This is a genomic window from Pantoea eucrina (assembly GCF_020079945.1).
Taxonomy (GTDB): Bacteria; Pseudomonadota; Gammaproteobacteria; order Enterobacterales; family Enterobacteriaceae; genus Pantoea; species Pantoea eucrina.
The window spans coordinates 2,126,144-2,140,221 of the sequence record NZ_CP083448.1 but is presented as its reverse complement, the minus strand read 5'-3'; the positions used below and the strand labels follow the sequence as shown (position 1 = coordinate 2,140,221).

General features: G+C 60.0%; 8 protein-coding genes. All 8 read right to left on the bottom strand.

Going from position 1 to position 14,078, the window contains the following annotated elements:
* Positions 1 to 68: 68 nt before the first annotated feature.
* The 8 genes from yegS to LAC65_RS10040 all read right to left on the bottom strand — a co-directional run bounded on the left by yegS (position 69) and on the right by LAC65_RS10040 (position 13,895).
* On the bottom strand, positions 69 to 968 hold the full coding sequence (gene yegS / locus LAC65_RS10075; RefSeq protein WP_224144711.1) for a lipid kinase YegS: 900 nt from the start codon (positions 966 to 968) through the stop codon (positions 69 to 71).
* Positions 969 to 1,196: 228 nt separating this feature from the next.
* Complete coding sequence (gene trhP / locus LAC65_RS10070; RefSeq protein WP_039385414.1) at positions 1,197 to 2,567, bottom strand: prephenate-dependent tRNA uridine(34) hydroxylase TrhP; 1,371 nt, start codon at positions 2,565 to 2,567, stop codon at positions 1,197 to 1,199.
* A 136-nt stretch (positions 2,568 to 2,703) separates the two neighbouring features.
* On the bottom strand, positions 2,704 to 3,411 hold the full coding sequence (gene baeR, locus LAC65_RS10065; RefSeq protein ID WP_039385412.1) for an envelope stress response regulator BaeR: 708 nt from the start codon (positions 3,409 to 3,411) through the stop codon (positions 2,704 to 2,706).
* Positions 3,412 to 3,420: 9 nt separating this feature from the next.
* On the bottom strand, positions 3,421 to 4,803 hold the full coding sequence (gene baeS, locus LAC65_RS10060) for an envelope stress sensor histidine kinase BaeS (RefSeq protein ID WP_039385410.1): 1,383 nt from the start codon (positions 4,801 to 4,803) through the stop codon (positions 3,421 to 3,423).
* Positions 4,803 to 6,200: a multidrug transporter subunit MdtD gene (mdtD, locus tag LAC65_RS10055; RefSeq protein WP_039385408.1), complete on the bottom strand. Its 1,398-nt coding sequence runs from the start codon at positions 6,198 to 6,200 to the stop codon at positions 4,803 to 4,805. The genes baeS and mdtD overlap by 1 nt, the downstream gene beginning before the upstream one ends.
* A 293-nt stretch (positions 6,201 to 6,493) precedes the next feature.
* Entirely contained in the window at positions 6,494 to 9,571 is a 3,078-nt protein-coding gene (gene mdtC, locus LAC65_RS10050) for a multidrug efflux RND transporter permease subunit MdtC (RefSeq protein WP_039385407.1), read from the bottom strand.
* Positions 9,568 to 12,690 (bottom strand): MdtB/MuxB family multidrug efflux RND transporter permease subunit, encoded by a 3,123-nt coding sequence (locus LAC65_RS10045; protein ID WP_039385406.1) that lies wholly within the window; start codon positions 12,688 to 12,690, stop codon positions 9,568 to 9,570. The genes mdtC and LAC65_RS10045 overlap by 4 nt, the downstream gene beginning before the upstream one ends.
* The gene (locus LAC65_RS10040; protein WP_094111744.1) at positions 12,690 to 13,895 is read right to left on the bottom strand and encodes an MdtA/MuxA family multidrug efflux RND transporter periplasmic adaptor subunit; all 1,206 of its coding nucleotides are present in this window, start codon (positions 13,893 to 13,895) and stop codon (positions 12,690 to 12,692) included. The genes LAC65_RS10045 and LAC65_RS10040 overlap by 1 nt, the downstream gene beginning before the upstream one ends.
* Positions 13,896 to 14,078: the final 183 nt, after the last annotated feature.

Sequence of the window (14,078 nt, the reverse complement as noted above, 5' to 3'; positions counted from 1 at the left end):
GAGGTTAAGCCGTTTGCCGGGCAAACCACCGGGTGCGTATCAAAGCGCACCCGGCGATGCCTGCGCCGTCAGGCCAGCAGCGCGCACTGGGGCGGCAGGCGACAGCTGAGCGCGCTTGGCAGCACGTCGATAGTAAACTCGCTGCCGCTCAGCGGCTCACCGTCCAGATTAAACGTCATCTCATGCGGCGAACGAATAGTCAGCGAGTTGAGCTGAGCTGACACAATATTGGGGTTCTCATCATCGCGCGTCAGCGAATGCAGCAGCGTTGGCAGTAGCTCCTGCGCGGTAACGATGCTGAGGTTAAGCTGACCATCGTTGATCAGCGCATCGGGGCAGAGGCGCTGTCCGCCACCCGCCTGGCGACCGTTACCGATACCGATTACCAGCGCATCACCCTGCCAGCTGAAGCCAGGCCCGCTGATTTCACAGCTGTCAGGTTTGAGCGCATCCACGCGCATCAGGCCGTGAATAAAGTAGGAGACGCCACCCAGCGCGGATTTCAGTTTCTCCGGCGTTTCGGTGGTAATACGCGTACCAAAGCCGCCGGTCGCCATATTGATAAAATAGCGGTCGCCATTCACCCGCGCCAGATCGATAGCGGTGGCTTTGCCCACCACGGCAAGGCGCAGCGCCGGCTCCATCTCCGCCGGAATGCCCACGCTGGTGGCAAAATCGTTGGCGGTGCCGAGCGGCAGAATGCCGAGTACCGGACGTGAGGCCTCGGGTATAGCGGCCAGCGCGGTGGCAATCTCATTTATGGTGCCGTCGCCGCCGCCTGCAACAACGGTTTCCGCCTGCAGAGCAACCGCTTCCTGTACATAGCGATCGCCATCACCTTTTTCCCAGGTGACGCGCACGGCCAGATTAAAGCCCTCTTCGCGCAGCCTATTAACGGCCGCGCGCAGATCTTCATTGCCGGCGCCTTTTCCATTCAGGATCAGCAGCGTGAGCGGTGTAGTGTGCATCTTCAGTTCCTTGAAACGTGAGACAGGGATGTGGTTATAGCATAGCTGCGGCGGGAACTTTATCGGCAGGCGCTGAAAAAAGAAAACCCGCGCGGGGGAGCCGGGCGGGTAAATGAGGTGGTTCCTGGTCGTGCACGCTGGATATTGTTACTCATTAGCAGCAGGCGGGATTCTAAAGCGCGGCGCTGTAACCGTCTGTGATCCTGTTCTAACTTCGCCGCCTTTTTTTCATTTTGTGCGATTTTTGCCGTGCGGATCGCTGGTAGTATTGCCTTCAGTGAGGTTGCGCAGCAGCAGCGCAAAGCGGAGATCCACCTCTGCCGGCACCGGGATCCAGACCCGATGACCGTCGCCAGGAGCGACGGTGACCGCCTCGCCGCGATCGTTTTCCATCGCCTCCAGCGTGCAGGTCAGGTTGCCCTGCGGCGTCATGATCTCTGCCACATCGCCCTGCAGGAATTTGTTTTTCACCGCAATCTGCGCCCGGTCGCCGCGCCGCTCGCCAGTAAATTCGCCCACAAACTGCTGACGTTCAGAAACGGAAAAGCCCTGCTCATAGTTCTGGTAGCTGTCGTGGGTGTGACGCCGCAGGAAACCCTCGGTATAGCCACGATGCGCCAGACCTTCCAGCGTGGCGAGCAGTGAGGTATCAAAAGGTTTACCCGCTGCGGCGTCGTCAATCGCGCGGCGATAGACCTGTGCGGTGCGCGCGCAGTAGTAGAACGATTTGGTACGCCCTTCAATTTTCAGCGAATGAATGCCCATTGCGCTCAGCCGTTCCACATGCGCCACCGCACGCAAATCTTTTGAGTTCATGATGTAGGTACCGTGCTCATCTTCAAACGCGCTCATCACCTCGCCCGGTTTCATCTTCTCTTCCAGCAGAAACAACCGGTCGGTTGGCGCGTTGTGGCCGGGCACGGGAGCCTGCTGCTCTGCCGGTTCATGGATACCGGTAATATTGCCGACCTCATCCTGCTGGCCTTCTGAGACCTTATACGACCAGCGGCAGGCGTTGGTACAGGTGCCCTGGTTTGGATCGCGCTTGTTGAGATAGCCGGAGAGCAGGCAGCGACCAGAGTAGGCCATGCAGAGCGCGCCGTGGACAAAAATCTCCAGCTCCATCTCCGGCACCTGCGTGCGGATCTCCGCAATCTCCTCCAGCGACAGCTCGCGTGACAGAATGACGCGCGTCAGCCCCATCTGCTGCCAGAATTTCACCGTGGCCCAGTTGACGGCGTTGGCCTGCACGGAAAGGTGGATCGGCATCGCCGGAAACGCCTCGCGCACCAGCATAATCAGTCCCGGATCGGACATGATCAGCGCGTCGGGCTGCATCGCCACCACCGGTGTAAGGTCGCGAATAAAGGTTTTCAGTTTGGCGTTATGCGGCGCGATATTGACCACCACATAGAACTTTTTACCCAGCGCGTGCGCTTCGGCGATCCCCTGTGCCAGATTGTCATGCGTAAATTCATTATTGCGGACGCGCAGACTATAGCGCGGCTGGCCGGCATAAACGGCGTCAGCGCCGTAGGCAAAGGCGTAGCGCATATTTTTCAGCGTTCCCGCCGGGGAGAGCAGTTCAGGTTTAAACATGGAAGACTCACTGATGTCAGGTCAGCTGACCATCGCGGATGGCCATAGCAGAAGCCGCGGCGTGCGGCTCTGCAAAAGAGGCGGAAATTGTAGGCAGGGTGCGGAGTGAAGTAAATTGATCGGGATCAATAACAGGCTATGCCAGCCGGCACATATCCGCTTCCCAGCGATAGCCAATGCCATATACCGCACGAATAAACGGCTGATCGGCATCCAGCGCCTCAAGCTTGCGGCGCAGATTCTTGATATGGCTGTCTATGGTACGGTCAGTTACCACGCGGTAATCATCATAAAGCTGATTGAGCAGCTGCTCGCGGGAAAAGACTTTGCCTGGCTCCAGCGACAATGTTTTCAGCAGGCGGAACTCCGCCGGCGTCAGCTCCAGCGGCGCAGTACGCCAGCTGGCCTGAAAGCGGCCCTCATCAATCAGCAGCAGCGACGCCTGCTGCGTCTCTTCCGGCGATTTACGCGCGCGGCGCAGAATGGTTTTCACCCGCGCCACCACTTCGCGCGGGCTGAATGGCTTACAGATATAGTCATCCGCGCCGGTTTCCAGCCCCAGCAGGCGATCAATCTCTTCGGTACGGGCGGTGACCATAATAATCGGCAGATCGGAGTGGCGGCGTATCTCGCGGCACAGCGTCATGCCGTCGCAGCCTGGCAGCATCAGATCGAGCAGCATCAGCGCTGGCGTAGTGTGCTGCAGCCAGGCCTGTACCTCGCCGCCATTGGCAATATGGTGCGTGCGGTAGTTTGACGCCTGCAGATAATCGATCATCAGCTGCGCCAGTTTGGGTTCATCTTCAACAACAAGAATTAGTGGATCGCTATTTTCCGGGCTCATACGGGCTTTCTACTGGGGAACATAGGGCAAGTTTAGCCTGATTTGCACGCCACCTAAATCAGAGTGCTCCGCAGAAATCGTGCCGCCGTGCGCCTCGACGATATTTTTACAGATAGCCAGTCCCAGGCCGGACCCTCCGCTGGCACGATTGCGGGAGTTTTCCGCACGGAAAAAACGCTCAAACAGCTGCGCCCGCTGCGCCGCCGCTACGCCGGGCGCGCTGTCATCAATACAGAGCAGCCACTGATTCTCCTGCTGCCGCATGGTGATGCGGACTTCGCCGCCGGGATGGGTATAGCGCAGGCTGTTTTCCAGCAGATTCGTAAACAGCTGCATCAGGCGGTCAGGATCGCCAAAGCTGCTGGCTTCAGCAGGCAGCTGCAGCTGCAGCGTCAGCTGGTGCGTGCGATAGCGTCCGGCAAAGCTGCCAGCGATCACCTCCAGCAGGTTAACCAGATCCAGCGGCTGTTTGCGGTAGGCGAGGGCGCCCGCATCGGAGAGCGAAAGCTGATGCAGGTCATCCACCAGCTTGGTCAGTACCACCACTTCACTCTGCAGCGAACTTATCGCCTCGGGCGTGACCTGCCGGACGCCATCCTGAATCGCTTCCAGCTCACCACGCAGGATCGCCAGCGGCGTGCGCAGCTCATGGGAGATATCCGCCATGAACGCGCGGCGATTACTCTCATTTTTCTCCAGCGACTGCGCCAGCTGATTAAAGTCGCGCGCCAGCTGACCGATTTCATCACCGCTATCCACCTCAACCCGGGTAGCAAATTTTCCCGCAGCCAGCTGATGGGTGCCCTCTACCAGCCGTTTAACCGGCGCCAGCAGGCCGCGTGCCAGCAGCCAGGTGACCAGCGCCGCCAGCAGAGTGGAGAGTGTGACGATCATCCAGTTGGTCTGGCGCTGCTGCCGGTCAAAATTGATGTCGGTGCTGCGCGTCAGGTTTTCCGCCGGAGAGGCAATTACCCAGCCGACAATTTTACCGCTGCTGGTGGTGATGTTACGCCGCGGTCCTTTTGGCGGAATCGGCGCGCGCGGGCCTGACAGCACCTTATATTGCTGATCGATGATCCAGAACTGCGTGCGCCAGCCGTGCGGCGGCAGCGGATTGTGGCTGCCTGGGTTCTGCTCCAGCGAGCGCAGAATGGTGAAGATCAGCCGATCGTTCTGGCGCAGAAAATCCCAGCTGCCGTGCTGCTCATACTGATCTGCCAGCGCATCACTCAGCAGTGTCAGCCGCTGTTCGTTGCCTTTTTTGATGTAGTCAACAAAGCCATGCTCAAAGCTGAGCCGTACGCCCCAGTGCATCGTGATGATGACCAGCATGCAGGTACCAAAAATCGCCATAAAGAGTTTGGCGCCAATGCCGGGCCGGAAACGCGCCATCACTTTTTACTCCTGGTTCTGAGATCAACATTTTTACTGAGTGCTTCCGGTACCCGCCAGAACACCAGCGCCGGCAGGGCGATGACGACCACCATACAGAGCCAGGTCCAGGCAAACGTCTGCTGCGCCATGTCGCTGCCCGCGGCAGCCTGCTGGCCAAAAGCGCCGAGCAGCAGACCCGCCAGCGTGACGCCGATACTCATCGACAATTGCATAATCATCGACAGTAAGCTGTTGCCGCCGGAGGCGAGATCGTCCGGCAGATCTTTCAGCGTCAGGGTATTCATAGCGGAAAAGCGCAGGGCATTGACCATGCCGAGCAGCAGTAATACCAGCGGCAGGAGCCAGATCCAGCCAGCCAGCGCGACCACGGCAAACAGCGCCACCACCAGCGCCAGCGCGAGCGTGCTTCCCACCAGTACGCGGCGATAGCCAAACAGGTTAACAATGCGCACCACCACCCGCTTGATGCCCATATTTCCCAGCACCATCGGGATCATCATTAACCCGGCGTGAAACGGCGTAAAACCCAGACCTACCTGCAGAAATACCGGCGTCATAAACGGCAGCATGCCGCTGCCGATGCGCCCGGTAAAGCTGCCCAGCAGACCAATCGAATAGAGGCGGTTATCAAACAGTCGCAGGCTGAACAGCGCGTTGTCATTGTGGCGGCCGTGCATCAGATAAAACAGCAGCGACAGCACGCCCGCCAGAATCAGGAAGCCGGGCAGCAGCGCGCCATTGCCGCCGCCATCCAGCGCCAGCGTCAGCGCCGCCATGCCGGCCGCCAGCAGCAGAAAACCGGCAAAATCAAACCGGCGCGTCTGCATGGTGTAGTTCGGCATCAGCATCAGCGTGGCGACAGCGCCAATAATGCCGACCGGAATATTGATAAGGAAAATCCAGTGCCAGCTGGCGTACTCAACCAGCACGCCGCCGAGGGCCGGACCGAGCAGCGGGCCAATCTGGCCCGGCAGGGTAACAAAGGTCATGGCGGACATATATTGCTCACGCGGCACAATTTTCATGACCGTTAAGCGGCCCACCGGCACCATCATTGCACCACCGATACCCTGAACCACGCGCGCCACAACCAGCTGATTAAGCGTGGCAGCCAGCGCGCAGAACAGCGATCCGACGCTGAACAGCACAATCGCGCTGAAAAAGATGTTACGCACGCCAAAACGGTCAGCCAGCCAGCCGCTCAGCGGCAGCATCACCGCAACCGTCAGAACGTAAGAGACGATAACGGAATGCATATGCAGCGGGCTGACGCCAAGATCGCGCGCCATGGAAGGCAGCGCGGTATTGACAATGGTGGTATCCAGCGTTTGCATAAAAAAGCCAAACGCCACAATCCACAGCTGCCAGCGTACCGTGGTGGCAGGTTTGTTCATCTTCTCTCCTCCAGCATAAGGCGCGTTTGTTTACCCCGGGGTGCATTAATGCAGCAATCGTCCCCGCAGGGGCGCCATTAATGGTGCCCTGGTTTCGTACGTGTTGATTGCCCGGGGCGCATTAATGCGCCCCCTGTGAAACCGCATGGCGCCCGGGTTTCGTACGCGTTGTTTGCCAGGGGCGCATAAATGCGCCCCCTACGAAACCGGGTGGCATGTTCCCCTGTAGGGGCACCATTAATGGCGCCCGGGTTTCGTGTGCGTTGTTTTCCCGGGGCGCATTAATGCGCCCCCTACGAAATTCGGGTGGTTGCTGGCTCTGTGACGGCTTTGCGGCGGCGTAATTTATCCATCAGCAGATAGACCACCGGCGTGGTGTAGAGCGTCAGCAGCTGGCTTACCACCAGGCCGCCGGCGATGGTGATGCCCAGCGGCTGCCGCAGTTCAGCACCGTCGCCGCTGGTCAGCACCAGTGGCAGGGCGCCAAACAGCGCGGCCAGCGTGGTCATCAGAATCGGGCGAAAACGCAGCTGACACGCCTGGAAAATCGCCTCGCGCGGGCTCAGCTGCTGCTGTCGTTCCGCCTCCAGCGCAAAGTCGACCATCATGATGGCGTTCTTTTTCACAATCCCTATCAGCAGCAAAATGCCAATCAGCGCAATCAGGCTGAACGGCGTATCAAACAATTTAAGCGCCAGCAGCGCGCCGGTTCCGGCCGACGGCAGCGTCGACAGAATCGTGAGCGGATGCACATAGCTCTCATACAGAATGCCCAGCACGATATAGACCGCTGCGATGGCTGCCAGCATCAGCCAGAGCTGGCTGGACTGCGACTGCTGAAACACCTGCGCGGTACCGGCAAAGCTGCCGCGCACGCTGGAGGGCACCCCCAGCACCGTCATGGCGCGATCGATCGCCGCGGAGGCCTGCGACAGAGAGACGCCTTCCGGCAAATTAAACGAAATGGTTGTCGCTGCAGAAAGCCCCTCATGGTTGACGGAGAGCGGTGCGTTAGCGGGCTGCCAGTGGGCAAAACCGCTCAGCGGAATCGCTTTGCCGTCGCTGCTGACCACAAACATCTGGTCGAGCGCGCTGATATCCTGGGTATAGCGCGGATCCACCTCCATCACCACTTTGTACTGATTCAGCGGCTGATAAATGGTTGAGATCTGGCGCTGGCCAAAGGCGTTATTCAGCAGATCGTTGGCGGCTGAAACGTCTATGCCGAGGCGCGCCATGCTTTCACGATCGTAGGTGATGGCCATTTCGCTGCCTTTATCCTGCTGGTCGGAGTTAACGTCAGTGAGCTGCGGCAGGGCAGAGAAGGCCTTACGGATTTTGGGTTCCCACTCACGCAAATCGGCAAGGTTATCCGACAGCAGGCTGTACTGATAGCTGGCGTTCGACTCCCGTCCGCCGACGCGAATATCCTGTACGGCGTTGAGATAGAGGCTGGCCCCCGGCTCCTTAGCCAGTTTGGTGCGCAGGCGGGCGATCACCTGCTGGGCGCTTTCGCTGCGCTCAGAGAGAGGCTTCAGCGCCACAAACATCAGGCCGCTGTTGGTGCCGAGGCCGCCGGTAAAGCCGGTGACATTATCCACCGCCGGATCCATTTTGATGATATTCATAAAATCTTCCAGCTTGCCGCGCATCGCCTGAAACGAGATGCTCTGATCGGCAGACAGAAAACCGCTCAGGCGACCGGTATCCTGTTCCGGCATAAAGGTTTTGGGTATCGTAATAAACAGCCAGACGGTCATCGCTACCGTGCCGCCCAGCAGCAGCAGTACCCAGATGGCGTGGCGTAACACCCAGCGCAGCGAGCGGGCATAGCCATCCTGCGTCCGCTGCAGCAGCCGGCTGAACAGCCCGGGCGCGGCAGGCTGTGCCGGTTGCGGCTTCAGCAGATACGCGCACATCATCGGCGTCAGCGTGACGGAGATAAACAGCGAGATCAGAATCGCCACCGACAGCGTAATGGCAAATTCCGAAAAGAAGCGTCCGATAATGCCGCCAATCATCAGCAGCGGCAGAAACACCGCAATCAGCGACAGGCTCATCGACAGCACGGTAAAGCCCACTTCGCGGACGCCGGTCAGCGCCGCCTGCAGCGGCTTCATGCCAGCCTCAACGTGGCGGGCGATATTCTCCAGCACCACAATCGCATCATCCACCACAAACCCGGTGGCGATGGTTAGCGCCATCAGCGACAGGTTGTTAAGACTGAAGCCGCACAGATACATGGCAGCAAAGGTGCCAATCAGTGAGACCGGCACCGCCGCAGCAGGAATGAGCGTGGCCCGGCCGTCGCGCAGGAACAGAAACACCACCAGAATCACCAGCACCACGGCAATCACCAGCGACTGCTCGACTTCATGCAGCGAAGCGCGGATAGTCGGTGAGCGATCCTGGGCAATCTGCAGATCGATCGCCGCCGGAATGAAATCGTGCAGCACCGGCAGCTCAGCGCGAATGCGATCCACGGTATCGATAATATTGGCGTCCGGCGACTTACGGATCACCAGCAGCACCGCCGGCTTGCCGTTGGTCATCCCGGCGTTACGCACATCCTGCACCGAATCCTGCACGCTGGCGACATCGCTCAGGCGAACCGCCGCACCGTTGTTATAGTGCACCACCAGCGGCTGATAGGCGCTGGCGCTCTGCAGTTCATCATTGGTACGCAGCTGCCAGCGCTGCTGGCGATCGTCGATTGCGCCCTGCGGTCGCCGCTGGTTAGCGTTGCTGATGGCGCTGCGTACCGCATCCAGCGACACGCCCTGATTAAACAGCGCCTGCGGATTGAGATCGACGCGCACGGCGGGCAGCGAACTGCCGCCTACCGTGACGTCGCCGACGCCCTCAATCTGCGACAGTTTTTGCGCCAGCTGCGTCGAAGCGTAATCATAGAGCTGACCCGGATTATAGTCGTCCGAGGTCACCGTAAGGATCATAATCGGCGCATCCGAGGGGTTCGCTTTTCGATAAGAAGGCCGGCTCGGCATGCCCGACGGCAGCAGGCTCTGCGCCGCATTAATCGCGGCCTGCACATCGCGCGCGGCACCGTTAATATCGCGGTCAAAATCAAACACCAGAATGATGCGCGTGCTGCCCAGTGAGTTCGTCGAGGTCATTTCACTGACGCCGGCAATGCGCCCCAGCGAGCGCTCCAGCGGCGTGGCCACCGAGGCGGCCATGGTTTCCGGTGAGGCACCCGGCAGCGAGGCCGAAATCATAATCACCGGAAAGTCGAGCTGCGGTAGCGGGGCGACCGGCAGCAGACGAAAACCAAGCATCCCCGCCAGCGCAATCGCCAGCGTCAGCAGGATGGTGGCGACCGGGCGGTGAATGAAGAGGGCAAAAAACTTCACGACTGCGCCTCCGGACGACCGAAGCGCCTGCGGGTAGCGTGCGCCAGGCGATCAAACAGCAGATAGATGACCGGCGTGGTAAACAGCGTCAGGATCTGGCTGAGGATCAGGCCGCCCACCATGGCGATGCCGAGCGGATGGCGCAGCTCAGCGCCGACGCCGGTGCTGAGCATCAGCGGCAGCGCGCCCAGCAGCGCCGCCAGCGTGGTCATCAGGATCGGGCGAAAGCGCAGCAGGCAGGCCTGATAGATAGCGTCACGCGGCGCCATGCCCTGTTCACGCTCCGCCGCCAGCGCAAAGTCAATCATCATAATGGCGTTTTTCTTTACAATACCGATCAGCAGAATGATGCCGATAATGGCGATGATATCGAGTTCGTTACCGCTCAGCATCAGCGCCAGCAGCGCGCCGACGCCCGCGGTGGGCAGGGTAGAGAGAATGGTAATCGGATGAATAAAACTCTCATACAGCACGCCAAGAACGATATACATTGCGACCACGGCCGCCACAATCAGCCAGACGGTGCTGCTCAGCGCGGCTTCAAACGCCAGCGTACTGCCCTGGAACTGCGTGACGATATCCGCCGGCATACCCAGCGCCCCTTCTGCGGCGGTAATGGCCTGCAGCGCTTCCTCAAGTGAATAGCCATCGGCCACGTCAAAAGAGAAGGTTGCGGACGGGAACTGATCGAGATGATTAATACTGAGAGCGGTATGCCGCTCCTCTGTGCTGGCGATAGCGCTGAGCGGTACGCTGCCGCCGTCGCTGCTTTTAAGCCGGATCCCCTCCAGGCTCGCCAGTCCCGGCGTCTGCGCATTATGCTGCTCCAGCACCACGCGATACTGGTTTGCCTGCGTGTAAATCGTTGAGATCAGCCGCTGACCAAACGCGTTATACAGCGCATTATCGACGTCAGCCATGGTGATCCCGAGCCGGCTGGCGCTGTCGCGGTCGACGCGCACATACGCTTCCAGCCCCTGATCCTGCCAGTCGCTGCTGACGTTGCGCAGCTGCGGTGCCTTTTCCAGCTGGCCGATCAGCGCCGGGACCCAGCTGCTCAGGGCGTCAAGCGAGCCAGACTGCAGCGTAAACTGATAGGGGGTACGGCTGCTCTGCGTCTCAATGGTGAGATCCTGCACCGGCTGCAGCCAGAGCGAGACGCCCGGGATCTGCGCCACCGCCTGCTGCAGCCGCGCCTGCACCACCGGAATGCGGTCGTCGCGCTCATCCAGCGGCTTGAGGTTGATCTGCAGCCGGGCGCTGTTAAGCGCAGGATTGGTGCCATCCACCCCGACAAAAGAGGTCAGACTTTCAACCGCCGGATCCTTCATCACCGCTGAGGCAACATCGCGCGTGCGCTGCGCCATGCTGGCGTAAGAGACCGACTGCGGCGCCTGCAGGGTGCCCTGAATAATGCCGTTATCCTGCTGCGGGAAGAAGCCTTTCGGGATCGCCACCCACAGCAGCACCGTCATCAGCAGCGTGCCGAGCGCCACGCTGAGCGTCAGCCACGGATGCTGCAGCACGCGCGTCAGTCCACGTCCGTAACCGGCAATGACCCGCTCAAACAGCGCCTCGCTGGCGCGTGAGAAGCGGTTCTGCCGGCGCAGCGACTCCGCGCTCAGCATGCGCGCGCACATCATCGGCGTCAGCGTCAGCGACACCACGGCTGAGATCAGAATGGCGATAGCCAGCGTGACGGCGAACTCGCGAAACAGCCGGCCAATCACATCGCCCATAAACAGCAGCGGGATCAGCACCGCAATCAGCGAAAAGGTGAGCGAGATAATGGTAAAACCGATCTCTCCCGCCCCTTTCAGCGCGGCGGTGAGCGGCTTCTCGCCTTTCTCGATATAGCGTGAAATATTCTCGATCACCACAATGGCGTCATCCACCACAAAGCCGGTGGCGATAGTCAGCGCCATCAGCGTGAGGTTGTTGATCGAGAAGCCCATAAAATAGATGGCCGCAAACGTACCAATCAGCGAAAGCGGTACCGCCACGGCAGGAATGATCGTAGCCGGTACGTTGCGCAGAAACAGGTAGATGATCATGACCACGAGCGCCATGGCCAGCATCAGCTCATGCTGCGTATCAGATACCGAGGCGCGAATATTGGTCGTGCGATCGGTCAGCAGTTTCATGTCGACCGATTTGGGCAGCGTGGCGGTAAGCGATGGCAGCAGCGCCCGGATATTATCAGCGGTGTTGATAATATTGGCGCCGGGCTGACGCTGGACGTTCAGCACAATCGCCTGCTGGCGGTTAGCCCAGGCGCCCAGCCAGCTGTTCTCTGCGCCCGATTCAATGGTCGCAACGTCGCCCAGTCGCACCGGCGCGCCGTTGCTGTAGCTGATAATCAGGCGACGGTAATCCTCAGCCGATGTCATCTGATCGTTTGCTGACAGCGTGATAGATCGCGCCGGACCATCAAGGCTGCCTTTCGCTGAGTTGACGTTGGCGTTGCTGATAGCCGTGCGCACATCTTCGCTGGTCAGTCCTAACGCTGCCAGCGCCTGCGCATTCATTTTGACCCGCACCGCCGGACGCTGTCCGCCGGAAAGGGTAACCAGGCCTACGCCGGAGACCTGCGCAATCTTCTGCGCCACGCGCGTTTCCACCATATCCTGCACCTGCGTCAGCGGCAGGCTGGTCGTGGTGACCGCCAGCGTCATGATAGGCGGATCGGCCGGGTTGACTTTGCTGTAGGCGGGCGGATTAGGCAGATCGCCAGGCAGCAGGTTAGTGGCGGAGTTTATCGCCGCCTGAACCTCCTGCTCCGCCACATCCAGCGCCAGCGACAGCTGAAACTGCAGCGTGATCACCGAGGCGCCGCCGGAACTTTGCGATGCCATCTGTTTCAGCCCGGACATCTGGCCAAACTGGCGTTCCAGCGGTGCGGTAATCGACGAGGTGACCACATCCGGACTGGCTCCGGGATAGAGCGTGACAACCTGAATAGTGGGGTAGTCCACTTCCGGCAGGGCGGAGACCGGCAGAAAGCGGTAGCCAAGCAGGCCAGCCAGCAGAATCGCAATCATCAGCAGCGTGGTGGCGACCGGGCGTAAAATGAACTGACGTGACGGACCGCCGCCAGCGTCAGGAGGCAGCACCTGCATTATTGACGCTCTCCCCGGGCTGGCTGCGCGGCACGCGTGGTCTCTGTTGCCGTACTCTGCGGCGCCACGACGTCAACCGTTGCGCCGTCAGTGAGGCGATCGATGCCGTCGGTAATGACCCGCTCGCCCGCCTCCAGTCCGGCACTGATCACCACTTTCTGGCTATCCTGCAGGCCGGCGGTGACGCGTTTCTTGCTGACCTTATTCTCGCTGTTAACCACCCAGACAAAGTGGCCCTCATTGCTCATCTGCAGCGCGGCGGCCGGAATAGTCACGGCGTTCTGCAGCGTATCTGCTTTCAGACGTGCGTTAACAAACTGGTTGGGAAACAGGGTGTCATCTTCATTGCTGAAGCGTGCTTTCAGCTTAATGGTGCCGGTAGTGGTGTCGATCTGGTTGTCCAGGCTCAGCAGCGTGCCCTGCGTCAGCAGCGTGGTGTTGCTGCGATCCCAGGCCTCCACCACCAGCGGCTGACCGCTTTTCTGCGCTTTCAGGATCTGGCTGATATAGCTCTCAGCCACGCTGAATACCACATCAATCGGATGCGTCTGGGTGATCACGACCAGGCCATCGGTGTCGCCGGTGGTAATGTAGTTGCCGATGTCGACCTTGCGTAACCCGATACGTCCGGCAATCGGCGCGGTGATGCGGCTGTAGGTCAGATTCAGCTGCGCGCTCGCGACGTTGCCCTCATCCGCTTTAATGGTGCCCAGCGTTTCGCTCACCAGCGCGCGCTGGGTGTCGAGATCCTGCTGCGATACCAGGGACGTTTTCGACAGCTTCTCATAGCGGCTGAGATCGCGGCGGGCATTCGCCAGCGTGGCCTGATCCCGGGCCAGCTGGCCCTGCGCCTGCGTGAGAGCAACCTGATACGGGCGCGGATCGATCTCAGCCAGCAGCGTGCCGGCAGCCACCTGCTCGCCTTCTGTAAAGTGCAGCGCCATCAGCTGCCCCTCAACACGGCTGCGCACCGTAACCGTATTTGCAGCGGTGACGGTGCCGAGGCCGTTCAGATAGTAGGGCACGCTTTGCAGTTCAGCCGTTGCCGCCTGTACCGGCGCGGCTGGCCGGTTTGCTCCACCGCGCTTCTCTTTAGCCTGCGCCGGCTGTGCTGGCGTGGCGCGCGAGTGCCAGGCGTAATAACCGCCAGCCGCTACCGCCAGCGCGATAAGAATTAACAGACCTGTTTTGGTTCGACTCTTCATTACTCTGCGTGCTCTCCAGCCATGTCGCTTTCCTGATACGCTTGCCCGACATCCGGACAGCGCAAACGAAAATAAGTGTAGCCGCCTGCGCCAGGCGAAAATTGAAGGAATTAAGAATATCTGCTCAGCGCGGCGTAAAGGATTTCCCGGTTCTGACACTATTCTGGCATGAATAGACCCCGG